A 25,821-nucleotide genomic window follows, 5' to 3' on the forward strand; every position below is an offset into this window, starting at 1 on the left:
GCCGTCGGCGGGAGCCCACGGTCTGCAGCAGCTCTCTACTGTGCCACATCTTCAGGAGACGATGCGCGGCGGCCCCGCAGAGGGTCCTCCGAGCAGCTCCTCCAGGCGGTCGGCCAGTTGGGCGGGCACGAACGACTCCGCGGACGCGGCGATCTCCGCGGCCGACCACCAGCGGTGCGGCTGGTCCTCGTACGCCTCGATCTCGGTCTGCCCGGTGACGTCGACCTCGTGGACGACGTCCCGCAGCACGAAGTAGGTCTCCCGGTGGTCCATCGGGACCCCGAGCAGCGGCGCGACGGCGCGACGCAGCCAGACCGGGCCCTCGAGCGCGGCCGGCTCGACGACGAGGCCGATCTCCTCCGCCAGCTCCCGCACCGCCGCCTCGCGCAGCGCCTCCCCCGGCTCGACCTGACCGCCCGGCGTGTACCAGTAGAGGACAGGTCCCGGCGGGCTGTCGAGGTCGACGAGCCGGGCGCCGAACAGCAGCACGCGACCGGTGGGGTCGAGCACGACCACCCGGGCGGCCGGCCGCAGCGGAAGCCGCTCAGCCATCACCGTCGAGCAACGCGCGATCGACGTCGTTGAGCACGATCCGCTCGAGCAGGTCGGGACGCCGGGACGCGGTGCGGCGCAGGGACTCCGCCCGCCGCCACCGGGCGATCGAGGCGTGGTCGCCGGAGAGCAGCACCGCAGGCACCTCGTGCCCCCGCCAGGACGCCGGCCGCGTGTAGGACGGGCCCTCGAGCAGCCCGTCGGCGTGCGAGTCGAACTCGACCGACTCGCTGTTGCCCACGACCCCGGGCAGCAGGCGGGTGACGGCCTCCACCATCACGAGGACGGCGGACTCCCCGCCGGCCAGCACGTAGTCACCGATCGAGACCTCCGACACCGGCCCCGCATCCGCGGCCCAGTCGGCCACCCGCTGGTCGATGCCCTCGTACCGGCCGCAGGCGAAGACCAACCCGGGCTCCGCGGCCCACTGGGCGGCGAGCGCCTGCGTGAACGGCTGGCCGGCGGGGGTGGGGACCACCAGCCGGGTGCCCGGCGGGCGGACGGCCTCCAGCGCGCGACCCCACGGTTCGGGGCGCATGACCATGCCGGGCCCCCCGCCGTAGGGGGAGTCGTCGACCGTGCGGTGCACGTCGTCGGTCCACTGGCGCAGGTCGTGCACGCCGATGCGGACCAGGCCGCGCTCGGCGGCCTTGCCGAGCAGCGACTGGCCCAGCGGCGCCAGGTACTCGGGGAAAATGGTGACGACCTGGATGTCGAAACTCACAGGTCGAGCAGCCCCTCGGGCGGGTCCACGACGACGAAGCCGCCGGCGAGGTCGACCGACGGCACCAGGGCCGACACGAACGGGACCAGGAGCTCGGGGCCGTCGGGACGGCGGATCACCAGCAGGTCCTGGGCCTCATGGCGGACGGCGACGACCTCACCGAGCGTCGAGCCGTCGGTCAGGCGCGCGGCGAGCCCGACCAGCTGGTGGTCGTAGAAGGACTCCGGGTCCTCGATCTCCGGCAGCGCGGCCACCGGGACGAGCAGGAGCGTGTTGCGCAGCGTGTCGACGTCCTCGCGGGTGGCGTAGACGTCACCGGACGGCGCAGCCAGCTGCAGCAGCAGCGTGCCGCTGTGCCATTTCCGGCCGGTCACCGTGAGCGGCCCGCGCTGCGGCGGGTCGGTCATCAGCACCGCGCCCGGTGCGAACCGCAGGTCCGGGTCGTCGGTGCGCACCTCGACGGTGGCGAGACCACGAACACCGTGGGGTCGGCCGATCCGGCCGACCACCACGGTGTCGTCAGTTTGGTCGCTCAAGGGAGTGCGTGCTCAGCGCCCGTCGGTGTCGACGACGTCGACCCGCAGGCCGCGACCGCCGACGCCGGTCATCACCTGGCGCAGCGCCTTGGCGGTGCGCCCGCCGCGGCCGATGACCTTGCCGAGATCGTCCGGGTGCACCCGGATCTCGAGGGTCTTGCCGCGACGGTTGGTGAGCAGATCGACGGTCACGTCTTCCGGGTGGTCGACGATGCCCTTGACCAGGTGCTCGAGCGCTTCTTCGAGCACGTCTTACTCGGCAGGCGTCTCGGCGGGAGCCGGGGTCTCCTCGGCGGCCGGAGCCTCGGGAGCCTCGGCAGCCGGAGCCTCGGTCGCCTCGGCGGCGGGCGCCTCGGCAGCAGGGGCCTCGGCAGCGGCCTTCTTCGGCGCGGCCTTCTTCTTCGCGGTGGTCGCGTCGGCGGTGGGCTCGTTCATGCCCTCGCGGACGGCCGCCTCGTAGATCGCCTTCTTGTCCGGCTTGGGCTCGGCGACCCGCATGGGGGCCGGCGCCGGCTCGCCCTTGAACTTCTGCCAGTCACCGGTGACCCGGAAGATGGCGGCGACGGCCTCGGTCGGCTGGGCGCCGACGCCGAGCCAGTACTGGGCCCGCTCGGAGTCGACCTCGATGAACGAGGGCTCCTCCTTCGGGTGGTACTTGCCGATCGTCTCGATCGAGCGGCCGTCACGCTTGGTCCGGGCGTCGGCGACGACGATGCGGTAGTACGGCGCGCGCATCTTGCCCAGGCGCATGAGCTTGATCTTGGTGGCCACGGTGGGTGGTGTACTCCTCGAACGCTGTGTGGTTGCTCGCCGGAGCGACGTGTGGGGTTACGCCGGGGCGGAGCGATGGACACGGTCGGCACCGGTGAGAGGGCCGCTGCAGCCGTGTTCGACCAGCCATTGTGCCAGAAGGCGCGCCGGCGCCGACGGCCCCGGTAAGGACCCCGCCCCCCTCACCGCTCGCACGCTCGCGGCGAGCCTCTGGACGGGGCCGAAAAGCTAGCCGCGAACGATGGCCAGAACGCGCGCACCGGCCTCGGCGACCGGGACCTCTTCGCGTTCCCCGGTCGTCCGGTCGCGGACCTCGATGACGCCCTCGGCCAGGCCGCGACCGACGGTGACGATCGTCGGCATGCCCAGCAGCTCGGCGTCCTTGAACTTCACGCCCGGGGAGACCTTGGGCCGGTCGTCGTAGAGCACGGTCAGCCCGGCGCCCACCAGCTCGCCGGCCAGCTCCTCGGCCGCCTCGAAGACCGCGGCGTCCTTGCCGGTGGCCACGACGTGCACGTCGGCCGGGGCGACCTCGCGCGGCCAGACCAGGCCGAGCTCGTCGTGGTTGGACTCGGCGATGGCCGCGACCGCGCGCGAGACCCCCACCCCGTAGGAGCCCATGGTGACGGTGACCAGCTTGCCGTTCTCGTCGAGCACCTTGAGGTCGAGCGCCTCGGCGTACTTGCGGCCGAGCTGGAAGATGTGGCCCATCTCGACCCCGCGCGCGAGCTCGAGGGGCCCGGAACCGTCCGGGGCCGGGTCGCCGGCACGCACCTCAGCGGCCTCGATGACGCCGTCCCAGGTGAAGTCGCGTCCGGCGACGAGGTCGAACACGTGCTTGCCGGGCTGGTTCGCACCAGTGATCCAGCGGGTCCCCGGAACCACCCGCGGATCGACCAGGAAGCGGATCTTCGACTCGTTCTCCGCACCCAGCACCTGCGGGCCGATGTAGCCCTTGACCAGGGCGGGGTGCTGGTCGAACTCGGTGAAGGCATCGACCTCGGCCGGCGCGACCTGTGCCTCGAGGCGCTTGGCGTCGACCTCCCGGTCACCGGGCAGACCGATCACCAGCGGCTCCCGCGTCCCGTCGGGATGCACGAGGGTGACGACGACGTTCTTCAGCGTGGAGGCCGCGGTGTAGCCGGCGTCCGGGAACATCTCCCGCGCCACCGCCACCAGCGTCTCGATGGTCGGGGTGTCCGGGGTGTCCTCGACGTGCGCCTCCGGGAGCCCCTCGAGCGGGATCGCGTCCGGGACGACGGTGGTGACCGCCTCGACGTTGGCCGCGTAACCGCCCGCCGAGCGGACGAACGTGTCCTCCCCGATCTCGGTCGGGTGCAGGAACTCCTCGCTCTTCGAGCCGCCCATCGCCCCCGACATCGCCGACACGATCACGTAGTCCAGCCCGAGCCGGTCGAAGATCTTGATGTAGGCCTCGCGGTGCGCGGCGTAGGAGCGGTCGAGACCGGCGTCGTCGACGTCGAAGGAGTAGCTGTCCTTCATCGTGAACTCGCGGCCGCGGAAGAGCCCCGCGCGGGGCCGCGCCTCGTCGCGGTACTTGGTCTGGATCTGGTACAGCGAGACGGGCAGGTCCTTGTAGGAGCCGTAGAGGTCCTTCACCAGGAGCGTGAACATCTCCTCGTGGGTGGGCCCGAGCAGGAAGTCGTTCCCCCGCCGGTCCTGCAGGCGGAAGAGGTTCGGCCCGTACTCGGTCCACCGGCCGGTGGTCTCGTAGGGCTCGCGGGGCAGCAGCGCCGGGAAGTGCACCTCCTGCGCGCCCATCGCGTCCATCTCCTCCCGGACGACGCGCTCGACGTTGCGGAAGACGCGGAAGCCCAGCGGCAGCCAGGTGAACCCACCGGGGGCGGCCCGCCGGATGTAGCCGGCGCGGACGAGCAGCCGGTGGCTCGGGACCTCCGCGTCGGCCGGGTCGTCACGCAGGGTCCGCAGGAACAGGGTCGACATCCGCAACAGCACGGAGGAAGTCTCCCAGGCCCGGCGAACCTATTCCGCCGCCGGTCCTCAGCCGTCGGCCCCGTGGCCCCCACCGCTGCGGCCGGAGGAGTCGTCGCCGGGGGCGTCGTCGGCGCCGTGACCCCCGTGGTCATCACGACCCGAGGTCGACGACGGGGTCACCTGCGGCGCGGACGAGTCGTCCAGGCGGAAGACCGGGACGCCGTCGGCGCAGGTCACGTGGACCTCGACCTTCTGCTGCGCGGCCTTGAACTCCGTCTGGCCGACCCCGTTCGAGTCGTCGACCGACCAGCCGGCGGCGGGAACTCCGGCGAGCACCGGGGATCCGCTCCCGCAGTCGGCGTACACGGTGCCGCCCACGGTGACGAATTGGTCGGCGGCCGAGGTCGCCGAGGGCACGGCGGTCGGTGAGGCCGACCCGAACGCCAGGGTGGTGGTCGCCCCCACCGGGGACGCCCCTGGGGCCGCCGACGCGTCGACCAGGGACACGGCCAGGAAACCCAGGCCGACAGCTGCCGCCGCCGATGCGGTCCACGCGGCTCCGAGTGCGATGGTGCGCTTCATGCCGCAGACCCTCCGCCGTCTTGGGTTAAGGCCACCCCAAGACGCCGTCAAGGCCGTCACCGGATCGGGGCGGGACGTCCCGGACGGGGGGCGGCCGCATTACCGTCGCCACCGTGGCCCAGCTCCTGGTGGTGGAGGACGACGAACGCATCCGTGCGGCGCTGATCCGCGCGCTGCGCGAGCGGGGGCACGCGGTGAGCTCGGCGGCCACCGCCCTGGAGGGCCTCCGGCAGGCGGTGGACGAGCGACCGGACCTCGTCGTCCTCGATCTGGGACTGCCCGACCTGGACGGCCGCGAACTGCTGCGCATGTTGCGCGCGGTCTCCTCGGTGCCGGTCATCGTGGCGACGGCGCGGGACGACGACCAGAGCGTGGTCCAGGCGCTGGACGCCGGGGCGGACGACTACGTGGTCAAGCCGTTCCCGGCCGGCCAGCTGGAGGCGCGGATCCGTGCGGTCCTGCGCCGGGCGGCGGGCGCGGCCGATGCGGCGATCGCCCCGGTCACGGTCGCGGACCTGCTGGTCGACCCGCGCACCCGCCGGGTGACGCTGGCCGGGGAGCCGGTCGAACTTGCCCCCAAGGAGTTCGACCTCCTCGCCCACCTCGCCGCCCGCGTCGGCACCGTCGTCTCCAAGCGCGAGCTGCTCACCCAGGTGTGGCAGCTGCCGTACGGGGGGTCGGACAAGACCGTCGACGTGCACCTGTCCTGGCTGCGCCGCAAGCTCGGCGAGTCGGCCGCGGCCCCCCGCCTGCTGCAGACCGTGCGCGGGGTGGGCGTGCGCCTGGCGGAGCCCGACGCGTGAGGCGCCAGATCACCCTGCTGGTGGCCGCGACCACCTCGATCGTCCTGCTCGCCTTCCTTCTGCCGGCCGCCTCCCTGGTCGCCAGGGTCGCCGAGGCCCGCGCCCTGGACACCGGGCAGGCGCAGCTGCAGTTCCTCATCCCGGCCGTCGGCCTCGACACCCGCGAGCAGGTGGCGGCCGCCCTCATCGGCACGTCGGGGAACCTCGACGTCGGCGTGCTGTGGACCGACGGCCGATGGCTCGGTGATCGGGGGGCGGACGCCCCCGACACCACCAGCCCGAGCGTCGTGGCCACCGAGGCGGGCACCCGGCTGGTGCAGCCGGTGCAGCGCTCGGACGGGACGGCGGTCATCGACGTCCTCGTCCCGGCCGCGCAGCTGCGGGCCGGCGTGACGCGGACCTGGCTGGTGCTGGCCGGGCTCGGCGTCGTCCTGCTGGTGCTCGCGCTCGCCGTCGCCGACCGCGTGGCGCGCTCCCTGACGCGTCCGGTGGACGATCTCGCAGCCACCGCGCACAAGCTGGGCAGCGGAGACCTCGACGCGCGGGCCACCCCGGCCGGGCCGCACGAGGTGCGCCAGGTCGCGACGGCGGTCAACCGGCTCGCGGGGCGGATCGGTGAGCTGCTGACGGCCGAGCGCGAGACGGCCGCGGACCTCGCGCACCGGCTCCGCACGCCGCTCACGGCCCTCCGGCTGGATGCGGAGGCGCTGGCCCCGGGCGACCGCGAACGGCTGCTGGCCGACGTCGACGCGCTCAGCCAGGGTGTGGACGAGGTCATCTCCGAAGCCCGCCGGACGGTGCGGGAGGGTCTGGGCACGGGCTCCGACGCCGTCGCCGTGGTAGCGGAGCGGGCGCACTTCTGGTCCGCCCTCGCCGAGGAGGAGGGCCGCTCGATGACCGTGCACGCGGACGGCGGGCCGCTGCCCGTGCGGGTCCCCGCCGGCGACCTGGCGGCCGCGGTGGACGCACTGCTCGGCAACGTCTTCTCCCACACCCCCGAAGGGACCCCTCTTGTCGTCGCCGTGCGGCCGAGGACCGGCGGCGGGGCCGAGGTGGTCGTGCGCGACCGCGGCCCCGGGTTGGCCGACGACGCGGTGGCACGCGGGCGCAGCGGCGGGGGGTCCACCGGGCTCGGTCTCGACATCGCGCGGCGGACGGCCGAGGCCAGCGGGGGGCGGCTGCGGATCGGCTCGGCGGCGTCGGGCACCGAGGTCACGCTGGAACTGGGCGCACCCGCCTAGCCGACGACCCGACCGCGCAGCACCATCCGCTGCGGTCGCTGCAAGGTGTCGAGGTCGTGCCGGGGGTCGCTGTCGTACACGACGACGTCGGCCGGCGCGCCCTCCTCGATGCACGGCAGCCCGAGCCATGACCGGGCGCCCCACGAAGCAGCCGCCAAGGCCGCCTCAGCCGGCAACCCCGCCGCGTGCAGCGCGCGCACCTCGTCGGCGATGACCCCGTGCTCGATGCCGCCGCCGGCGTCCGTTCCGGCGAACACCGGCACACCGGCCTCGTACGCGGCACGGACGACGGCCCCCGACCGCGCGTACAGCCGCCGCATCGTGCTGGCGTACGCGGGGAACTTCGCCTCCCCCGCCGCCGCGAAGCCGGGGAAGTTCTCCACGTTGACCAGCGTCGGGACGACGGCGGTGCCGCGCCCGGCCATCTCGGCGACGAGGTCCTCGGTCAGTCCGGTGCCGTGCTCGATGCAGTCGATGCCCGCGCGGATCAGGCCGGGCAGCGCGTCGGTGCCGAAGGTGTGCGCCGTGACCCGCGCACCCTCCTCGTGGGCCGCCTCGATCGCGTCGGCCAGCACGTCGGCCGGCCACTCCGGCGCGAGGTCGCCGACCCCACGATCGATCCAGTCGCCGACCAGCTTCACCCAGCCGTCGCCCCGTCGGGCCTGCGTGCGCACCGCATCGACCAGGTCCGGCGGATCCACCTCGACCGCGAGGCCGGGGATGTAGCGGCGGGGGGCGGCGATGTGCCGTCCGGCGCGGATGATCCGCGGGACGTCGGGCTCGTCGTCCAGGAATCGCGTGTCGACCGGGGAGCCGCAGTCGCGCAGCGCCAGGACACCGGCGGCGCGCTCGTCGAGCGCCTGCTGCCGGGTGGCGTCCCGGTCCTCGAGAGCGCCGCCGCCCGCGCCGATCCCCACGTGACAGTGCGCGTCGACGAGGCCCGGCAGCAGCCAGCCGCCCCGGCTGATCGTCTCGGCGCCGGGCACCGGCTCGAAGGTGAACCGGCCGTCGCGGACCCAGACGTCGCGGTGCTCGCCTTCGGGCAGCACCACACCCGACAGGTGCAGTGCTGCCCCCACCCACCCCACCGGCGGCGCGGTCACCGGCCCGGCCGGTCGTCCTTGAACTGGTCGAAGTTGAGCTTGGTGAGATCGGGCAGCCCCTGCGAGGGGTCGAAGCCCGCCGGAAGACCCGGCATCCCACCCGGGAGGCCGCCAACCGGGGGAAGCCCGGGCGCACCCATCGGCCGGCGCGCCGGCGCCGCCTTCGGCCGGCCCTTGCCCTTCTTGCCCTTCTTCGACTGCGCCTGCATCTGGCGGCCGCGGGCCTTCTTCGACATCGGCCCCATGCCCGGCAGGCCCATGCTGCCGGCCATCTGGCTCATCATCTTCTGGGCCTGGGCGAACCGCTCCAGCAGCTGATTGACGTCGGTGACGCTCACGCCCGAGCCGTTGGCGATGCGCACCCGGCGGGACGCGTTGATGATCTTGGAGTTGACCCGCTCCTCGGGCGTCATCGACCGGATGATCGCCGCGGTCCGGTCGAGGTCGCGGTCGTCGATGTTCTTGATCTGCTCCTTCATCGCGCCCGCGCCCGGCAGCATGCCCAGCAGGTTCGCGATCGGGCCCATCTTGCGGATGGCCATCATCTGCTCGAGGAAGTCCTCGAGGGTGAAGCCCTCGCGCGAGGCGAGCTTGCCGGCCATCCGCTCGGCCTGCTCGGCGTCGAAGTGCTGCTCGGCCTGCTCGATGAGGGTGAGCACGTCGCCCATGCCGAGGATGCGCGAGGCCATGCGCTCGGGGTGGAAGACGTCGAAGTCGGCGAGCTTCTCACCGGTGGACGCGAACATGATCGGCTGGCCCGTCACGTACCGGACCGAGAGCGCGGCACCACCGCGGGCGTCGCCGTCGAGCTTGGTGAGGACGACGCCGGAGAACCCGACACCCTCCTGGAACGCGGTGGCGGTCGTGACGGCGTCCTGACCGATCATGGCGTCGACGACGAACAGCGTCTCGTCGGGCTGGACGGCGTCGCGGATGCCGGCGGCCTGCGCCATCAGCTCGGCGTCGATGCCCAGCCGGCCGGCGGTGTCGACGACGACGACGTCGTGCATGGTGCGGCGCGCGTGCTCGATCGACTCGCGGGCCACCGCGATCGGGTCGCCGACGCCGTTGCCCGGCTCGGGCGCGAACACGTCGACGCCGGCCTGACCGGCCACCACCGACAGCTGCTGCACCGCGTTCGGGCGCTGCAGGTCGGCTGCGACGAGCAGCGGCGTGTGCCCCTGCGCCTTCAGCCAGCGGCCGAGCTTGCCGGCGAGCGTCGTCTTACCGGAGCCCTGCAGACCCGCCAGCATGATCACCGTCGGGGACTGCTTGGCCAGCCGGATCCGGCGGGTCTCGCCGCCGAGGATCTGGATGAGCTCCTCGTTGACGATCTTGACGACCTGCTGCGCGGGGTTCAGCGCCTGGGAGACGTCGGCCCCGCGCGCGCGCTCCTTGACCGCTGCGATGAACGCCCGGACGACGGGCAGGGCGACGTCGGCCTCCAGCAGCGCGATGCGGATCTCGCGCGCGGTGGCGTCGATGTCGGCCTCGGTCAGGCGGCCTTTGCCGCGCAGGCCGGTGAAGACCTTGTCCAGGCGGTCGGAGAGGGTCTCGAACACAGCACGTCCTCGAAGTCGCGGGCGCGAAACGGGTCGCGCCTCCTGACTCCTAGCCTAACGAGCCCCTACGCGGCGACGCGTGCGCGCACGGCAGCGGCGGGCGCGGGGAGACCACCCGAGACGACCGCGGTGCCGCAGTCGGCACAGATCCACTCCGGGCACTCGCCGCCGTCCTCGGTGTGCCCGTCGGGGCAGGGCGGCTGCACGAAGACGGTCACGTCCTCACAGGAGGGGCAGGGCCATGTGCGGCTGTCCAACGGAGGCTCCTCTCGGCGGTGGCTCTTCGGGCAACGGGACCGTTCCGTCCCGGTCCTCCGACCGTCGCACGCGCCACTGACAGAAACCGGGAGCTACCCCGGCGTGTCGACCGCCTCGGGCGCAGGCGCACCCCGGGTGGCGACGATGAGCGCCGCCTCCACCCGCTCCCGCTGCTCCGGCGCCACCGGGGACCCGGAGGGGTTGGCGACGTAGAAGGAGTCGACCGCATCCGCCCCGAGCGTCTCGATCCGCGCCGAGGTGACGTCGAGGCCCTCCGCCGCGATCGCCGCCGTGAGCCGGTAGAGCAGCCCGGCCCGGTCCCCGGCGCGCACCTCGACGATGCCGGTGGCCGCGCCGCTCACCTCGCCGTCGTGCCACGAGATCCGCGGCGGCGCTGCCCGCGCGCCGTCCTGGCGGTAGTCGGCCTCGCGCTGCCGCAGCCGCTCGGCGAGCGGGAGCGTGCCCTCCAGGGCGGCGCGCATCGCGTCGGCCAGGATGCCCGGCACCGGTGCCCGCCCGAAACGCGGGCGCACCGCGAACACACCCGTGCCGTAGCCGTCCTCGACCGACATCTTGGCGGCCCGGACGTCGAGCTGGTTCAGGGCCAGCACACCGGCGCAGGTGCTGAGCAGGCCGGGACGGTCGGGCGCCCCGATGGTGACCTGCTGGCCGTCGGCGACGTCCTCGACCCCCACAGTGACAGCTCCGGGGACATCGAGCAGCCGGCCGCTCGCCTGCGGCTCGGTCGGGTGCAGCACCGGCTCCGGTTCGGGCACCGGGCCCCCGGCCAGCTTGGCCTGCACGCGCCCGACCAGGGCCGCCACCAGGTGCGCCTTCCAGGGCGACCAGGCCGACGCGCTCGTCGCCGCGCCGTCGGCCTGAGCCAGGGCGTGCAGCAGGTGGAGGACCGCCGGGTCGCTCCCGATGGTCGCCGCCACCCGGTCGACGGTGGCGGGGTCGTCGATGTCCCGCCGCGTCGCGGTGGCCGGCAGCAGCAGGTGATGACGGACGAGCACCCGGACGGTCGCGACGTCGGGCGGGGCGAAGCCCATCCGCGTGGCGATCTCGGCCGCGATCGGCTCCCCCACCTCGCTGTGGTCCCCCGGCCAGCCCTTGCCGATGTCGTGCAGGAGCGCGGCGACCAGCAGCAGGTCGGGCCGGTCGACGTCCCGGGTCAGCTCCGCCGCGGCGGCCGCGGCCTCGATCAGGTGCCGGTCGACGGTGAACCGGTGCCAGGGGTGCCGCTGCGGGAGGGACCGCACGCGCTCCCATTCCGGGATCAGCCGGGTCAGCAGTCCCTCCTGGTCCAGCTGCTCGAGCACCGGGACCGCGGCGCGGCCGCTGGCGAGCAGCCGGAGGAACGACCAGCGCGCCTCGGCCGGCCAGGGTTCCGGCACCGGCGGGCTGTGGACGGCGAGCACCTTGAGCGTGTAGGGCGAGAGCAGCAGGTCCGCCCGCGCGGCGGCGGCGGCGGCGCGCAGCAACAGGCCGGGATCGGCGGCCGGCTTCGCGCCCTGGGCGAGCACGACCTCGTCGCCCTGGCGGACCACGCCGTCGGCGAGCGGATCGCGGCGCACCCGCCGGTACCGGCCGCGGGGCCGGCGGACCAGTGCCGCCTCCACCCGCCGCCACGTCTCGTCGGCGACGAACGCGAGCCGCCGCCCGGTCAGGCTCACCTCGCGGAGCAGCGCGTCCTCGTCGACCAGGCCGAGGGCGTCGGCCACCGGCCGCTGCTCCTGGCGGACGAGGACGTCGGCCGGACGGCTGGTCCGGCGGCGCAGCTCGTCCCGGACGTCGAGCAGGAACGCGTACGCGGACTCGAGCTCGGCCGCGGGCTCGTCGCCGAGCTGGGCGGCGGCGACCGCCCGGAGCACCTGCCCCTCGCGCAGGCCGCCGTAGGCCTCCTTGACGTCGGGCTCGAGCAGGAAGGCGAGCTCCCCCAGCTGCCGAGCCCGGTCGCGTCGCAGGTCGCGCAGCTGCGGGAGGAGCCGGGAGGCGGCCTGACGCCAGCTGGTGTGGGTGGCCGACCGGAGGCGGGCGGCGAGGTCGGCGTCCCCGGCCACGAGCCGGGCATCGAGCAGACCGAAGCCGGCCTTGGCGTCGGTCGAGGCGACCGAGACGGCCTCGGCGACGGAACGGACGGAGTGGTCCAGGCGGACACCCGCGTCCCAGATCGGGTACCAGAGGGCATCCGCGACCGCGGCGATCTCCGGCCGGTCCTCGTGGACCAGCACCAGGTCGAGGTCCCCGTGCGGCGGCAGCTCGCGCCGTCCCAGGCTCCCGACGGCGACCAGCGCGATGCCGTCGGTCCCGGTGCGCGGAGGCGCACTCCCCCGCCGCGGCTTCGACGGCGGCGTCCCACGCACGGCGTCGTCCAGGAGGCCGGCCAGCCACGCGTCGACCGCGTCGTTCCGCTCGGGACGGTTCAGTCCCGGCAGTCCCTGCAGGTCGAGCACGCGTCCCCCTCGATCACGCACCGGCCGGCCTCCTGTCGAGCACCTAGAGGGCGTCGTCCCCGCGTTCGCCGGTCCGCACCCGGACGATCTCATCGATCGTGGTCACCCAGACCTTGCCGTCCCCGATCTGCCCCGTGGAGGCCGCCTCGACGACGGCCTCCACGACGCGGGAGGCGTCGAGCTCGCTGACCACGACCTCGATGCGGACCTTCGGCACGAAGTCCACCTGGTACTCGGCACCGCGGTAGACCTCGGTGTGGCCGCGCTGGCGCCCGAAGCCCTGGACCTCGCTGACGGTCAGCCCCTGGATGCCGATCAGCTCGAGGGCGTTCTTGACGTCGTCGAGCTTGAACGGCTTGACGATCGCGGTGATGAGCTTCATGCCCGGACTCCTTCGGTGTGACGAGCCATGCCGTCCGTCGATGGGGCATGCGCCTGGCCGACGACAGATGTTGCCCCACCGGTGCCGAGCGACGCGAAGTCGTAGGCGGTCTCGGCGTGCTCCGCGCTGTCGATCCCGGCCACCTCGTCCTCCTCGGTGATCCGGAAGCCCATCGTCTTCTGGATGACGGTGCCGATCACGTACGTGACGACGAAGGAGAACACGAGGACGGCGAGCGCCCCCACGACCTGTCGCCACAGCTGGTCGACGCCGCCGCCGTAGAAGAGACCGTCGACACCGGCCGACGTCGCCGCCGAGGCGAAGAACCCCACGGAGATCGTGCCCCACAGGCCCCCGACCAGGTGGACGCCCACGACGTCGAGGGAGTCGTCGTAGCCGAGCCTGTACTTCAGTCCCACGGCGAGGGCGCAGAGGACACCGGCGACGGCGCCGATGAGGATGGCACCGATCGGGGTGACCGACGAGCAGGACGGCGTGATCGCGACCAGGCCGGCCACGACGCCGGACGCGGCGCCCAGCGAGGTGGCGTGGCCGTCGCGGATCCGCTCCGTCGCCAGCCAGCCGAGTGCGGCAGCGCCGGTGGCCACCAGGGTGGTCACCCACACCTCGGCCGCCTGCCCGTTGGCCGACAGGGCGGACCCGGCGTTGAACCCGAACCAGCCGAACCACAGCAGGCCGGCGCCGGTCATCACCAGGGTCAGGTTGTGCGGCCGCATCGGGTCACGCCCGAAGCCGCGCCGCGTGCCGAGCACCAGTGCGAGGGCGAGGCCCGCGGCACCGGCGTTGATGTGCACCGCGGTACCCCCGGCGAAGTCGATCGCCTTCAGGCTGTTGGCGATCCAGCCGCCGACCGCGGACTGCGCCCCGTCGAACGCGAAGACCCAGTGGGCTACGGGGAAGTAGACGATCGTGGCCCAGACGCCGGAGAAGACCATCCAGGGCCCGAACCGCGCGCGGTCGGCGATCGCACCGGAGATCAGGGCGACGGTGATGATCGCGAACACGGCCTGGAAGGCGACGAAGGCCATCGACGGGATGGTGAAGACCAGGTGCGTGGCCGCGAAGCCCTTGTCGACGCCCTCCGTGCCCAGCAGCTTCGACAGGCCGAAGAACTCGAACGGGCTGCCGACGAGACCGCCGCCGGCGTCGTTGCCGAACGCCATCGAATAGCCGTACAGAACCCAGAGCACGCTGATCAGCGCGAGCGCCCCGAAGCTCATCATCATCATGTTCAGAACGCTCTTCGCGCGGACCATGCCGCCGTAGAAGAGCGCCAGACCGGGGGTCATCAGCAGCACCAGCGCGGCGCTGGTCAGGACCCAGGCGGTGTCGCCGGTGTCCACGGCAACCTCCTGACGGTGTGGGAGTCGGACCACCGTCCCGGAGCCGGGCGGTGTTCGCGTTCACCGTGCCGTCGCCCTGTTTCCGCCGTGCGTGCTGAGTTGTTTCGGTGCCGTGAACTCCGTGCCGCCCGTCGCCCGGCATGTTCCACCGGTGTTGCGGACGCCGCGGGCGTGGCCAGGCCACGCCCGCGGGGAACGGTCAGGCGGCGGAGCGACCCTCGTCACCACCGGCCGCCAGGGACCCGAAGTACAGGGCGAGGGTCGCGGTGGCCAGGTGCAGGAAGTTGTCGGGGTCGGCGAAGCCCGACATACCGAGGACGTCGGTCACCCCCATGAAACCGAGCACCGTCACCAGCCCCAGGACGACGCCGATCGCGAGGTTGGCCAGACGCGCGGTGGTGTGCCGCGGCACGGAGGCCAGCCAGACGAGGGCGAGGACCACGTGGACGACGTTGTGCAGGGGGTTCACCGCGAAGATCAGCAGCGTGTGATGGTCGTGGCCGGCGAAGTCGCTGAAGCCGGTGACCGCGAAACCGGCGAGGCCGACGAGCAGGTAGACGACGCCGAAGACGGCGGCGAAACGCTGGGCGGGGGTCCACGCGCGCAGGCCGGTGACGGCAGGACGGGTCGGGGAGGTGGTCATGGTCGCTTTATCGGCGTCGGAGTCCCCGACTCCACACGAGTCCTCAACGAACAGGTCGCTCAGGGCGAGACGGTCCGAACCGCCGCCGGGTCGAGGCTCCAACCGGGCTCGTCCGTCTGGCGGACGAGCAGCTCGCCGAGCGCATCGGCCGTGAGCGGCCGGGCGAAGTAGAAGCCCTGGCCGTACTGGCAGGCGAGGCCCCGCAGCGTGGTCACCTGCTCGGGCGCCTCGATCCCCTCGGCCACCATCTGCAGGCTCAGCGCGTGCGCCAGCTGGCTGATCGCCGACACCATGACCGAGCGCTGTCCACCGTTCTCGCCGCCGACCGCGAGGCCGGGATCCTGGTCGGCGATGCGGTCGACGAAGGACTTGTCGATCTTGAGGATGTCGACCGGCAGGTTCTCCAGGTAGGCCAGCGAGGAGTAGCCGGTGCCGAAGTCGTCGACGGCCAGCCGCACGCCGAGCGCACGCAGCTCCAGGAGCGTGCCCACTGTCGTGGGCAGGTCGACCAGCAGCAACGTCTCGGTGATCTCCAGGACGAGGTGGGCCGGATCCAGCTGCGCGTCCTCGAGCGCGGCGCGCACCGAGCCGACCAGGCCGGGCTCGTCGAGCTCGCGGGCCGACAGGTTGACGCTCACGGTCATCGGCGGGTGCGTCGTGTAGTCGCGCTGCCACGCAGCCATCTGCCGGCAGGCCTCGCGGAGCACGTACCGGCCGATCGGGACGATGAGTCCGGTCTGCTCGGCCAGCGGGATGAAGTCCAGCGGGGGCACGAGGCCGCGGTCGGGGTGCTGCCAGCGGACGAGCGCCTCGACACCGGCGAGCCGGCCGGTCTCCAGCTCCACGGTGGGCTGGTAGTAGACCGTGAACTCGCCCCGCTCAACGGCGCGGGTGAGCTCCGCCTTGAGCTGGAGCTGGCCGATGATGGCCGAGTCCATGTCGGGGGCGAAGACCGCCGAACGCCCCTTGCCGGCTTCCTTCGCCGCGTACATGGCGACGTCGGCGTGCCGGAGCAGCTCGGCGGCGTCGTGCTGACCGGCAGCACCGGTCGCGATGCCCACGCTGGCGGTGATCCGGACCTGCGCGTCCGCGCCGCCGCCCGGGAAGGGCTCGGACAGGGCGGCGAGCAGCCGGTCGGCGGTGGCCGTCGTCCGGGCCGGGTCGGCGCCGTCCTCGATGAGGACCGCGAACTCGTCGCCACCGAGGCGCGCGATGGTGTCGCTGGGACGCAGGACTCGGCGGAGCCGCTCGGCGACGGCGACCAGCAGCTCGTCACCGGCGGAGTGGCCCGCGCCGTCGTTGACGGCCTTGAAGTCGTCGAGATCGACGAACAGGACCGCCACCGGCGTCGCGCGACGGTCGGTGCGGGCCAGGGCGTGCTCGAGCCGGTCGGCGAAGAGCGCGCGGTTGGCCAGTCCGGTCAGGGCGTCGTGGAAGGCGTTGTGCTGGAGCTGGGCCTGGAGCTGCTTCTGCGCCGTGACGTCGCGGGTCGTGACCACGACCGCCCGCACGTCCGGGTCACCGAGCAGGTTGGTGTGGATGTTCTCCACGTGCCGGTAACTGCCGTCGCGGTGCCGGAGCCGCAGGTGGGAGATCGCGGTCTCCTGGTCGCCGGCGATGGCCTGGGCGCGGGCGGACAGGTAGGTCAGCCGGTCGTCGGGGTGGACCAGCTCGACCAGCTGCGTCCCGGTGAGCTCGTCAGCGGCGTAGCCGAGGAGACGGGTCACCGACGGCGTCTGGTACGTGATCGCCAGGCGGTCGTCGATCAGGGTGATCAGGTCCGAGGAGTTGTGCACCAACGCCTGGAACCGCGCCTCACCGCGGGCCGTCGCCGCGGCGACGCCCTCTTCACCGGAGCGGCGGGCGGCCTCGAAGCGGCGGAACAGCAGCCCGGCCATGACGGCGGCGAAGACCATCATGAACAGCGTCTCGAAGTCGGCGACGCGGCCGGCGCTGTCATTGGCCTCGCGATGCCGGGCGTCGGCCTTCTCCACGGCAGCGTGCAAGCGGTCGCTCGCGTCCTGGGCGGCAGCGAGCACGCTGACGGTGCCGGAGGTCGCTCCGGCGCCGGTCAGGGCCTCCCGGGCGGCGGCGGACGCGCGCCGGTAGTCGGTCACGGCGGTGGCGACGTCGGCGTCGTCGGCGGCATCAGGGGTGGCGGCGACCCGTCGAGCCGCGGCGTCGACCGCGGAGCCCGCGTCGGCGAGGGCTGCGGCGTCCGGCAGTCCGGTGGTGGTCTGCCAGAGCAGCGCGTCCTGCGCGGAGGCAGCGGCATAGAGATCGGCGAACAGCACGTTCGCCTGCGAGCGGGCGTCCGCCTGGTGCCGGAGCGCCACGACGCTGAAGCCCATTCCGAGGGCGATGTTGAAGGCGAGGACGACCGCCAGCCAGCGGCGCCAGGACATGCGCGCGCGGCGACACAGTCGTGCGAGGCCACCGGCCACGTCCCGTTCCTTCCCGCCGTGCGCCGGCCACGATGGCGGCGTCCTCCTCCTGATCGGACGTGTCCTGCCGGAACTGAAGGTCGGCGCCGGGACTCACCCCCTGTGGGGAGACGGCCACCTCGTCCCGGGGTGCTTGTTGCGAACAGTTCGCAGTAAGGTCGCTGGCGTGACGACGGCGACCCGGGCGGAGCTGCGGACCTCCACGACACCGGGTGGTCGGTTCTCGCGACGGGACCGCCGGTCGATCCTCGGGATGGCGGGGTTCGTGGCCCTGCTGCACGTGGTCGGCTGGGGCGTGCTCGTATTCGCCGTCGCGCCGCACGAGTACCGGCTCGGCAGCACCGGCGTCCTCGGCGTCGGCGTCGGGCTGACCGCCTACATGCTCGGCGTCCGCCACGCGTTCGACGCCGACCACATCGCGTCGATCGACAACACCACCCGCAAGCTGGTCGGCGAGGGCCGGTCGTCGGTCGGCGCCGGGTTCTGGTTCTCCCTCGGCCACTCCTCGGTCGTCTTCGCGGCGAGCCTGCTGCTCGTCGCCGGCGTCCGATCGGTGGCCGACGCCGTCCAGGGCGGCGACTCCCAACTGGCCACGACCCTCGCCCTGGTGGGCACGCTCGTCGCCGGGTGCTTCCTCGTGCTCATCGGCCTGATGAACCTGGTCGCCGCGGTCGGCATCGCGAAGGTGTTCCGCCGGATGCGCAGCGGCGAGTACGACGAGGCCGAACTGGAGCGTCACCTGCACAACCGCGGCTTCCTCGCCCGCCTGCTGAGCCGGGTCACCCGGCGGGTGAGCAAGCCCTGGCACCTCTACCCGGTGGGCCTGCTCATGGGCCTGGGGTTCGACACCGCCACCCAGGTGGCGCTGCTGGTGCTCGCCGCCGGGTCGGCCGCGTTCGTGCTGCCCTGGTACGCGATCCTCGTGCTGCCGGTGCTCTTCGCCGCCGGCATGAGCCTGTTCGACACCGCCGACGGCGTCCTGATGTCGCGTGCCTACGGCTGGGCGTTCCTGCAGCCGGTGCGGAAGGTCTTCTACAACCTCGCCGTCACCCTGCTGTCGGTCACCGTCGCGCTGGTCATCGGGCTGATGGTCCTCACCGGGCTGGTCGTCGACCGGCTCGATGTGGACTCCGGACCGCTCGCCTGGATCGCGTCGCTGGACCTCGGCTACGTGGGATTCGGGATCGTCGGGCTGTTCGTGGCCACGTGGGCCGTGGCGCTGGCCGTCTGGCGGTTCGGCCGGATCGAGCAGCGCTGGATGCCCGAACAGCGTTAGCCGACACCGGCGACGAGCGTCAACTCGTCCCAGCCGATCCCGATCAGGGACTGACCGCTCCAGCCACCGGCGCCGTTACCGGCGTAGTCCCACAGCGTGCCGTCGGAGCGGGCGGCCAGGACGTCCGGATACCCGTCCCCGGAGAAGTCCCCGGCGGAGAACACCCGCGGGAACGGCAGCCACCCTTCGCCCACCTGCCGCTGCGACCGCCAGCCGCCGAACCCGTTGCCCGAGAAGAGCCACATCGCACCCGTGGGCGAGACGCCCAGGACGTCGGGGTAGCCGTCGCCGTCGAAGTCACCCGCGCCGAAGACCTGCGACCACCCGGAGAAGCCGATGCCGACCTGACGCGGGGCCCCCCAGCCACCGCCGCCCGCTCCGGGGTAGAGCCACAACGTCCCGTCGTCCTTCCGCAGGCACATCACGTCGGGGTGGCCGTCGCTGTCGAAGTCGCCGGGTGAGAACACCGTCGAGCAGACGTCCCAGCCGACACCGACCTGCTGGGTGCCACTCCAGCCGCCTGCGCCGTTCGTCCGGTACATCCACAGCGACCCGTCGGCACTCTTGCGGTAGAGCAGCGCCGGGTGCCCGTTGCTGCCGAAGTCCCCCGCGAAGAACATCGTGTCGGCGAGCTGCCAGCCGACGCCCGCCAGCTGTTGGCCACGCCAGCCGCCGGCCCCGTTGCCGAGGTAGGCCCACAGGTTGCCGTCCGGGCGGGTGCCCAGGACGTCGCCGAACTGGTCGCCGTCGAAGTCCGTGTTGTTCCCGCGCAGGCCGCTGCCGCCGTCGAGGCCGACGAACGCGTATCCGTTCGCGCGGTACCAGGCGATGATCCGGGGCAGCGCGGCGACCGTGTTGCCCCGGAACGGGGTCACCTGCGAGTCGGGCTCGTGGCTGGCCTTGGCGTCGTGCATCAGGACGATCGGGTGCGCTTGTCCGCCGATGTTCGTCGCGGCGCTGACGATCGCGTCCACCGATGCCTGGGAGTAGAAGGCGGGTTGCTGCCAGTCCAGGGTGTCCACGCTCCACAGCACGCCGGACGTGCCGGTCTGCTGGGTCGCGGTCAGGACGTTGGTCGTGAAGCCGCCGGGCGGCCGGAAATAGCAGGGAGTCCGGCCGGTCAGCACGGTCTGCTGCGACGCCGTCCGAGAGATCTGGTCGGTGAGGTAGGGCACCGTCCAGCCGCCCGGCACCGCCGACGGGTAGTCGTGGTCCCACGAGTGGTCGGCCAGCAGGTGCCCGTCCGACACGATCTGCCGGGTCATGGCCGGCCAGGTGGCGTCGTGGGCGCCCGTGTCGAAGAAGGTCGCTCGGACGTCGTACTCCCGCAGGACCTTCAGGACCTGCGGGAGGAACGGCCCGGGCCCATCGTCGAAGGTGAGCGCCACCGTCCGGGCTGCCGTCGCCGGCGCACTGGTGATGAAGCCGGTCGCAGGGGGCGGGCAGGTCTGTGCCGCGGCCGGCCGGCTGCCGACCGTGGAGACGCCGCCCAGCGCGACGCCGAGCACGGCGGCGAGAACGAGCGGGCGGTGGACGAGCCGGCGCGACCCCATGGGGACCTCCCCCCGGGCCGCCGCTCAGCCGCCGCGACCCGGGTTCAGTCTCCCGCTCCGACGAGGGCTTCGGCGAAGGTTTTTGCGACGAACGGGGCGAGGTCGTCCGGTCCTTCGCCGAGTCCGATCAGCTTCACCGGGATCCCGAGCTCGCGTTGGACGGAGACGACGATGCCGCCCTTTGCGGTGCCGTCGAGCTTGGTGAGGACGACGCCGGTGACGGTCACCGCCTCGGTGAACACGCGGGCCTGCACGATCCCGTTCTGCCCGGTGGTCGCGTCCAGGACCAGCAGCACCTCGGTGACCGGCGACTGCTTCTCGACGACCCGCTTGATCTTGCCGAGCTCGTCCATGAGACCGGACTTCGTGTGCAGCCGGCCGGCCGTGTCGACCACGACCGTGTCGACCTCGGCCTCGACGCCGGTCCGCACCGCCTCGAACGCCACGGCCGCCGGGTCGCCGCCCTCGCGCCCGCGGACCGTGAGGACCCCCACCCGCTCGCCCCAGGTCTCCAGCTGATCGGCGGCGGCGGCGCGGAAGGTGTCGGCGGCGCCGAGGACGACGCTCTTGCCGTCACCGACGAGCACGCGGGCGATCTTGCCCACGGTCGTCGTCTTCCCGGCGCCGTTGACGCCCACCACCAGGACGACGCCGGGCCGCCCGTCGTGCCGGTCGGTGCTCAGCGTCCGGTCGAGGTCGGGCCCGAGGACGGCGGTGAGCTCGTCGACCAACAGCTCGCGGAGGTCGGCGCCGGAGGCGGTGGCCAGCACCATCGACTTGGTCCGCAGCCGTTCCACGATCTGGGTGGTCGCGGCCACGCCGACGTCGGCGGCGAGGAGGACCTCCTCGAGCTCCTCCCAGTCGTCCTCGGTGAGCTTCTCGCGCGCGAGCACGGTGAGCAGCCCGCGGCCCAGCGAGGACTGCGACCGGGCCAGCCGTGAGCGCAGCCGGACCAGTCGCCCGGCCGAGGGCGGCGGGGTCTCGAAGGTCAGCCCGGGCTCGGGGACGGCGGGCGGCAGCTCGACGGCGGGCGGCGCCTCGGGGGCGGGCGGCGCCTCGGGGGCCACCGCGTCGGGCTGGTCGACCGGCGGTGCGGGCCGCTCCGGGGCGCGGGGCCGGGTCAGGGTCGTGCCGGCCGCCGCGTCGTCGTCCAGGCGGGCCGTCCTGCGTCCGCGGCCGACCAGCAGGGAGATGCCGGCGATCAGCGCGAGGACCAGGATCGCGATCGCGATCAGCACGAATTCCATGCCCCGCAGTGTCCCTGACAGGCTGGGTCCATGACCAAACCGGCCCCGGGTCCCGACCAGCCGCCCATCCCGGTGCGGCTGGTGACGTTCAACATCCACCACGGGGTTGGCGACGACGGGCGGCACGACCTCGCGCGGCTGGCCCGGGTGCTGGCCGCCGCCGACGCCGACGTGATCTGCCTGCAGGAGGTGGACCGGCACTTCGGCGACCGCAGCGAGAACGTCGACCAGGGCCTGCTCCTGGCGCGGGCGCTGGACATGCAGCTGGCCTGGGGCCCCGCGGTCGACGAGCCGCGCCCGGACGGCCGGCCGCGCGGCGAGTACGGGAACGCCGTGCTGTCGCGCCTGCCCATCCTGATCAGCGACGTGCACCGGCTGCCGGGCGGCGGGGAGCCGCGCAGCGCGCTGCGGACGATGATCGAGCTGGACGGCGGCGCGCTGTGGGTGACCGACACCCACCTGAGCCGCACCGGCGCAGACCGCGCCGCCCAGATCGCGGCCGTGGCGGAGCTGCACACCGGCCCGATGGAGACGGGCATCGTGGTGGGCGACTTCAACACCGCACCCGACGCGCCCGAGCTGTCCGCCCTGCGGCAGCGGTTCACCGATGCCTGGGAGCTGGCCGGCGAGCGCGACGACCGGTCGGGCTGGCGGTTCTGGCAGCACGACGGTGGGAACACCCATCCGGCGCGGTCGCCGCACCGGCGGATCGACCAGGCCTGGGTGACGGCCGGCGTGGACGTGACCTCGGCCCTGGTGCTCGACGGCGGCGGCGCGTCCGACCACCTGCCGCTGCTGGTCGAGCTGGCGGTCCGCAGCGGCGTCTGACTAGGCGGTCTCCAGTTCCCGCAGCCGCTGGCTGATCACGCCGGTGATCCCGTCGCCGCGCATGCTCACGCCGTAGAGGGCGTCCGCGATCTCCATGGTCCGCTTCTGGTGCGTGATGATGATCAGCTGCGACGTCGAGCGGAGCTGCTCCACCAGGGTCAGCAGCCGACCCAGGTTGACGTCGTCGAGGGCGGCCTCGACCTCGTCGAGCACGTAGAACGGTGAGGGCCGGGCGCGGAAGATCGCGACGAGCAGGGCGACCGCCGTCAGCGAGCGCTCGCCGCCGGAGAGCAGCGACAGCCTTTTCACCTTCTTGCCCGGCGGGCGCGCCTCGACCTCGATGCCGGTGGCCAGCAGGTCGTCGGGCTCGGTCAGGACGAGCTTGCCGTGGCCGCCCGGGAACAGGGTGGCGAAGACCTGCTCGAACTCGCGCTGCACGTCGGCGAACGCGGACGCGAACACGTCGTGGATGCGCTCGTCGACCTCGCGGACGACGGTGAGCAGGTCGCGCCGGGTGGACTTGAGGTCCTCGAGCTGGGTGGCGAGGAACCCGTGCCGTTCCTCCAGCGCCGCGAACTCCTCCAGGGCGAGTGGGTTGACCTTGCCGAGGGTGGCCAGGTCGCGCTCGGCCTTGGCCGCGCGGCGCTCCTGGACGGCGCGGTCGAACGGTTCCTCGCCCGACTGCGGCCCGTACTCGGCGAACAGTGCCGGCAGGTCGACGCCGTACTCCTCGGCCGCCCGCACCTCCAGCGCATCGATCCGGTACCGCTGCTCGGCGCGCGCCACCTCGTCGCGGTGCACCTCGTCGGTCAACCGGTCGAGCTCGCCGGTCGCGGTGCGCACCCGGGCGCGCACCTCGAGGAGCTCGGCCTCCGCCGCCGTCCGGCCCGAGGCGACGGCGTCCCGCTCGGCGGCCGCCCGCGCCACCGAGGTCGCGAGGGCCGCGAGCGCGACCTCCGCGTCCGTCCGCACCGCCGAGGCGACCGCCGCTCCCCGCTGCCGGGCCTCGCGAGCAGCAGCCGCACGTTCCCGCCCGGCCCGCTCCTGCCGGGCCTGACGGCGCAGCGACTCGGCACGCCCGTGCAGCGCGCGGGCGCGCTCCTCCGCCGTGCGCACGGCGAGCCGCGCCTCGGTCTCCCCCTGCCGGGCCGCCGCGACCTCGGCCTGCAGCCGATCACGCTCGGCGGTGGACGGCTCCTCCTCGACCGGCGCGGCCTCCGCCTCGGCCAGGCGCTGCTCGAGCCCTGCCAGCGACTCCTGGACCTGCTCGAGCGCCTGCTCCGCCCGGACCCGGGCGGCGAGGTGCCGCTCGGCCTCGGCACCGGCCGAGCGGGCGGCCGCGCCGAGCTCGGCCAGTTCGGCCGCGACCGTGGACCGCGTGCGGTCGAACGCCTGCCGGGCGGCGAGGGCCGCGTCGACATCGGCGGACCGGAGGGCCGCGGTCTCCCGGGCAGCGGCGAGCTCGTCGGCGAGGGCTGCGGCGCGAACGGCGGCCCGGCCCAGCTCCTCCTCGGCCTCGTCGACACGGGCCCGCACCACCAGGTTCGACGGCGCATCGCTCTGCCCGCCGATCGCCCAGTCGGCACCGACCAGGTCGCCGGCGGCCGTGACCGCCCGGACCCGGGGGTGGGTGCGGACGAGCGCGACGGCGGCATCCAGGTCAGGGACGACGGCGACCCGCTCGAGCGCCCGGGCCAGGGCGGGCTGCAGCTCGGCCGGCGCCTGGACCAGGTCGAGGGCCCAGCGGACGCCGTCCGGGAGCTCCGGCCAGCCGTCCCGGGGAACGGGCGGGAGGCCACCGGTCACGAGCAGGCCCGCGCGGCCCCCGTCGGACTCCTTGAGGTGCGCGAGCGCGGCGGCCGCCTCGGCGACACCCGAGACGACGACCGCCTCGGCCATGCCCCCGAGCGCCGCGGCGATCGCGAACTCCGCGCCCGCGGAGACGGTGAGCCGGTCGGCGACCGGGCCCACGACACCGGCGAGGCCCGAGCCCAGCACCGCGGCGGCGCCGTCGGCGGGGGTCAGGCCCTGGGCCAGGGCGTCCCGGCGTGCCTGCCAGGAGGCACGGTCGCGCTCGGCGGCCCGCTCGGCCTGGGTGAGCTCGGTGACCAGCCGCGCGGCCTCCGCGTGGGCGGCGACAGCGTCCTGATGGGCGGTGACCAGGGCGATGTCGCCGTCCTCGTCGCCGGCCAGCTCCGTCCGGCGGGCGGCGAGCCGCTCGGCGGCGACCTCGGCCCGGTCGGCCGCCTCACCGGCCGCGAGCGCCAGCCGCTCGATCTCCGCCTGGCCGGCATGCACGCGCGAGCGGGCCGCGGCGACCTCGCCGGAGAGCCGGGCAAGGCCCTCGCGACGATCGGCGAGTGCGCGAGCCGCGGCCACCCAGGCGCGTTCGGCCGCCGCGAGAGCCGTGTCGAGCTCTGCCCGCAGGGTGACCGCGCCGGCGAGTCGGGTGCGTTCGGCCTCGAGCCCGGCGGCGAGCTCCGCCTCGGTCGCCGCCACGCGGTCGGCCTCGGCGTCGAGCTGGTCGGGATCGCGGCCGGGCGCCGCCGCGGGCGCCACCGCGGACAGGTGCCGGTGCCGCTCCGCGGCCAGCTGGGCGATGCCCCGGAAGCGCTCGGTCAGCGCGGAGAGCCGGTACCAGGTCTCGGAGGCGCCCTGCAGGAGGGGCGCGCTGGCGGCCAGCTCCGACTCCAGCTCCGCCTCGCGCCGCGAGGCGATGGAGTGCTCCCGCTCGACCAGGGCGCGCTTCTCGCGGGCCGCCGTCTCGTCGGCGACGTCCCGGTCGAGGGCGTCGCGCAGCTGCACCAGGTCGTCGGCCAGCAGCCGCAGGCGGGCGTCACGCAGGTCGGACTGCACCCCGGCGGCGCGGCGGGCGACCTCGGCCTGGCGGCCCAGCGGCTTGAGCTGGCGGCGCAGTTCGGCGGTGAGGTCGGCGAGCCGGTCGAGGTTGTGCTGCATCCCGTCGAGCTTGCGGAGCGCCTTCTCCTTGCGCTTGCGGTGCTTGAGGACGCCGGCGGCCTCCTCGATGAAGGCGCGACGGTCCTCGGGACGGCCGGAGAGGACGGCGTCGAGCTGGCCCTGCCCGACGATGACGTGCATCTCGCGGCCGATGCCGGAGTCGCTCAGCAGCTCCTGGACGTCGAGCAGCCGGACCTTGTCGCCGTTGATCTCGTACTCGCTCTCCCCGGAGCGGTACATGCGGCGGGTGATCGACACCTCGGTGTAGGCGATCGGCAGCGCGCCGTCGGCGTTGTCGATCGTCAGGGTCACCTCGGCGCGGCCCAGCGCCGGCCGGCCGGCCGTGCCGGCGAAGATGACGTCCTCCATCTTGCCGCCGCGCAGGCTCTTGGCGCCCTGCTCGCCCAGAACCCAGGCGATGGCGTCGACGACGTTGGACTTACCGGACCCGTTGGGGCCGACGACGGCGGTGATGCCGGGCTCCAGCCGCAGCGTGGTGGCGGACGCGAAGGACTTGAATCCCTTGAGCGTCAGGCTGGAGAGGTGCACAGAACAGGCACCCTACCGGGGAAAAGAGCAGAA

General features: G+C 73.6%; 22 protein-coding genes. 4 read left to right on the forward strand and 18 right to left on the reverse strand.

Annotated features, from left to right (window positions below):
* Positions 1-51 precede the first annotated feature (51 nt).
* The 7 genes from AC2H4J_RS13845 to AC2H4J_RS13875 all read right to left on the reverse strand — a co-directional run bounded on the left by AC2H4J_RS13845 (position 52) and on the right by AC2H4J_RS13875 (position 5,121).
* On the reverse strand, positions 52-552 hold the full coding sequence (locus AC2H4J_RS13845) for an NUDIX hydrolase (protein WP_487465451.1): 501 nt from the start codon (positions 550-552) through the stop codon (positions 52-54).
* Positions 545-1,276: a tRNA (guanosine(37)-N1)-methyltransferase TrmD gene (gene trmD, locus AC2H4J_RS13850; protein ID WP_487465452.1), complete on the reverse strand. Its 732-nt coding sequence runs from the start codon at positions 1,274-1,276 to the stop codon at positions 545-547. Before trmD ends, AC2H4J_RS13845 begins: the two co-directional genes overlap by 8 nt.
* The gene (gene rimM / locus AC2H4J_RS13855; protein ID WP_487465453.1) at positions 1,273-1,812 is read right to left on the reverse strand and encodes a ribosome maturation factor RimM; all 540 of its coding nucleotides are present in this window, start codon (positions 1,810-1,812) and stop codon (positions 1,273-1,275) included. The genes trmD and rimM overlap by 4 nt, the downstream gene beginning before the upstream one ends.
* A 12-nt stretch (positions 1,813-1,824) precedes the next feature.
* A complete protein-coding gene (locus AC2H4J_RS13860) occupies positions 1,825-2,061 on the reverse strand; it encodes an RNA-binding protein (protein ID WP_029339070.1) in 237 nt (78 codons plus the stop codon).
* 3 nt (positions 2,062-2,064) lie between these two features.
* Positions 2,065-2,583: a 30S ribosomal protein S16 gene (gene rpsP / locus AC2H4J_RS13865; RefSeq protein WP_487465454.1), complete on the reverse strand. Its 519-nt coding sequence runs from the start codon at positions 2,581-2,583 to the stop codon at positions 2,065-2,067.
* Positions 2,584-2,811: 228 nt separating this feature from the next.
* Entirely contained in the window at positions 2,812-4,560 is a 1,749-nt protein-coding gene (locus tag AC2H4J_RS13870; RefSeq protein ID WP_487465455.1) for a proline--tRNA ligase, read from the reverse strand.
* A 45-nt stretch (positions 4,561-4,605) separates the two neighbouring features.
* Entirely contained in the window at positions 4,606-5,121 is a 516-nt protein-coding gene (locus tag AC2H4J_RS13875) for a hypothetical protein (RefSeq protein WP_487465456.1), read from the reverse strand.
* Between the two features lie 113 nt (positions 5,122-5,234).
* On the opposite strand from AC2H4J_RS13875, the gene AC2H4J_RS13880 reads away from it, so the two are divergent.
* Together AC2H4J_RS13880 and AC2H4J_RS13885 are read left to right on the forward strand one after the other, a co-directional pair.
* Positions 5,235-5,924, forward strand: a complete 690-nt coding sequence (locus AC2H4J_RS13880; RefSeq protein ID WP_487465457.1) for a response regulator transcription factor — start codon at positions 5,235-5,237, stop codon at positions 5,922-5,924.
* Positions 5,921-7,165, forward strand: a complete 1,245-nt coding sequence (locus AC2H4J_RS13885; protein ID WP_487465458.1) for a sensor histidine kinase — start codon at positions 5,921-5,923, stop codon at positions 7,163-7,165. The genes AC2H4J_RS13880 and AC2H4J_RS13885 overlap by 4 nt, the downstream gene beginning before the upstream one ends.
* Here the strand turns inward: AC2H4J_RS13885 and AC2H4J_RS13890 are convergent.
* The 8 genes from AC2H4J_RS13890 to AC2H4J_RS13925 form a co-directional block, all read right to left on the reverse strand.
* Positions 7,162-8,268: an amidohydrolase family protein gene (locus AC2H4J_RS13890; protein ID WP_487465459.1), complete on the reverse strand. Its 1,107-nt coding sequence runs from the start codon at positions 8,266-8,268 to the stop codon at positions 7,162-7,164. The two genes, AC2H4J_RS13885 and AC2H4J_RS13890, sit on opposite strands and share 4 nt — an antisense overlap.
* Positions 8,265-9,830: a signal recognition particle protein gene (gene ffh, locus AC2H4J_RS13895; protein ID WP_487465460.1), complete on the reverse strand. Its 1,566-nt coding sequence runs from the start codon at positions 9,828-9,830 to the stop codon at positions 8,265-8,267. The genes AC2H4J_RS13890 and ffh overlap by 4 nt, the downstream gene beginning before the upstream one ends.
* A gap of 65 nt (positions 9,831-9,895) precedes the next feature.
* Complete coding sequence (locus AC2H4J_RS13900; protein ID WP_487465461.1) at positions 9,896-10,048, reverse strand: hypothetical protein; 153 nt, start codon at positions 10,046-10,048, stop codon at positions 9,896-9,898.
* A 132-nt stretch (positions 10,049-10,180) separates the two neighbouring features.
* Entirely contained in the window at positions 10,181-12,544 is a 2,364-nt protein-coding gene (locus AC2H4J_RS13905) for a [protein-PII] uridylyltransferase (protein ID WP_487465462.1), read from the reverse strand.
* 43 nt (positions 12,545-12,587) lie between these two features.
* Positions 12,588-12,926 carry a P-II family nitrogen regulator gene (locus tag AC2H4J_RS13910; protein ID WP_487465463.1) on the reverse strand — a complete coding sequence of 113 codons (339 nt, stop codon included), beginning with the start codon at positions 12,924-12,926 and terminating at the stop codon, positions 12,588-12,590.
* Positions 12,923-14,290 carry an ammonium transporter gene (locus tag AC2H4J_RS13915; protein ID WP_487465464.1) on the reverse strand — a complete coding sequence of 456 codons (1,368 nt, stop codon included), beginning with the start codon at positions 14,288-14,290 and terminating at the stop codon, positions 12,923-12,925. Before AC2H4J_RS13915 ends, AC2H4J_RS13910 begins: the two co-directional genes overlap by 4 nt.
* Before the next feature lie 199 nt (positions 14,291-14,489).
* Entirely contained in the window at positions 14,490-14,933 is a 444-nt protein-coding gene (locus tag AC2H4J_RS13920) for a DUF4383 domain-containing protein (protein ID WP_487465465.1), read from the reverse strand.
* A 59-nt stretch (positions 14,934-14,992) separates the two neighbouring features.
* Positions 14,993-17,338, reverse strand: coding sequence for a putative bifunctional diguanylate cyclase/phosphodiesterase (locus tag AC2H4J_RS13925; protein WP_487465466.1), 2,346 nt, complete (start codon positions 17,336-17,338; stop codon positions 14,993-14,995).
* A gap of 205 nt (positions 17,339-17,543) precedes the next feature.
* Here AC2H4J_RS13925 and nicT point away from each other — a divergent pair, with 205 nt between their 5' ends.
* The gene (gene nicT, locus AC2H4J_RS13930) at positions 17,544-18,653 is read left to right on the forward strand and encodes a Nickel transporter NicT (protein ID WP_487465467.1); all 1,110 of its coding nucleotides are present in this window, start codon (positions 17,544-17,546) and stop codon (positions 18,651-18,653) included.
* Here nicT and AC2H4J_RS13935 read toward each other — a convergent pair.
* Both AC2H4J_RS13935 and ftsY read right to left on the reverse strand, forming a co-directional pair.
* Positions 18,650-20,206 carry an FG-GAP-like repeat-containing protein gene (locus AC2H4J_RS13935; RefSeq protein WP_487465468.1) on the reverse strand — a complete coding sequence of 519 codons (1,557 nt, stop codon included), beginning with the start codon at positions 20,204-20,206 and terminating at the stop codon, positions 18,650-18,652. The genes nicT and AC2H4J_RS13935 overlap by 4 nt on opposite strands.
* Positions 20,207-20,250: 44 nt before the next feature.
* Entirely contained in the window at positions 20,251-21,453 is a 1,203-nt protein-coding gene (gene ftsY / locus AC2H4J_RS13940; RefSeq protein ID WP_487465469.1) for a signal recognition particle-docking protein FtsY, read from the reverse strand.
* Between the two features lie 30 nt (positions 21,454-21,483).
* Between ftsY and AC2H4J_RS13945 the strand changes: the two genes are divergently transcribed.
* A complete protein-coding gene (locus tag AC2H4J_RS13945; RefSeq protein ID WP_487465470.1) occupies positions 21,484-22,281 on the forward strand; it encodes an endonuclease/exonuclease/phosphatase family protein in 798 nt (265 codons plus the stop codon).
* On the opposite strand, the gene smc is transcribed toward AC2H4J_RS13945, so the two are convergent.
* A complete protein-coding gene (gene smc / locus AC2H4J_RS13950; protein WP_487465471.1) occupies positions 22,282-25,788 on the reverse strand; it encodes a chromosome segregation protein SMC in 3,507 nt (1,168 codons plus the stop codon). It abuts the gene before it with no gap.
* Between the last annotated feature and the right edge of the window lie 33 nt (positions 25,789-25,821).

This window comes from Blastococcus sp. OS1-29 (genome assembly GCF_057628075.1).

Excerpts from the sequence above, each read along its gene's own strand:
- ftsY (WP_487465469.1), bottom strand. The coding sequence starts at position 21,453 with ATGGAATTCGTGCTGATCGCGATCGCGATCCTGGTCCTCGCGCTGATC.
- AC2H4J_RS13925 (WP_487465466.1), bottom strand. The coding sequence starts at position 17,338 with ATGTCCTGGCGCCGCTGGCTGGCGGTCGTCCTCGCCTTCAACATCGCC.
- AC2H4J_RS13910 (WP_487465463.1), bottom strand. The coding sequence starts at position 12,926 with ATGAAGCTCATCACCGCGATCGTCAAGCCGTTCAAGCTCGACGACGTC.
- AC2H4J_RS13920 (WP_487465465.1), bottom strand. The coding sequence starts at position 14,933 with ATGACCACCTCCCCGACCCGTCCTGCCGTCACCGGCCTGCGCGCGTGG.
- AC2H4J_RS13875 (WP_487465456.1), bottom strand. The coding sequence starts at position 5,121 with ATGAAGCGCACCATCGCACTCGGAGCCGCGTGGACCGCATCGGCGGCG.
- AC2H4J_RS13945 (WP_487465470.1), top strand. The coding sequence starts at position 21,484 with ATGACCAAACCGGCCCCGGGTCCCGACCAGCCGCCCATCCCGGTGCGG.
- AC2H4J_RS13845 (WP_487465451.1), bottom strand. The coding sequence starts at position 552 with ATGGCTGAGCGGCTTCCGCTGCGGCCGGCCGCCCGGGTGGTCGTGCTC.
- AC2H4J_RS13935 (WP_487465468.1), bottom strand. The coding sequence starts at position 20,206 with ATGGGGTCGCGCCGGCTCGTCCACCGCCCGCTCGTTCTCGCCGCCGTG.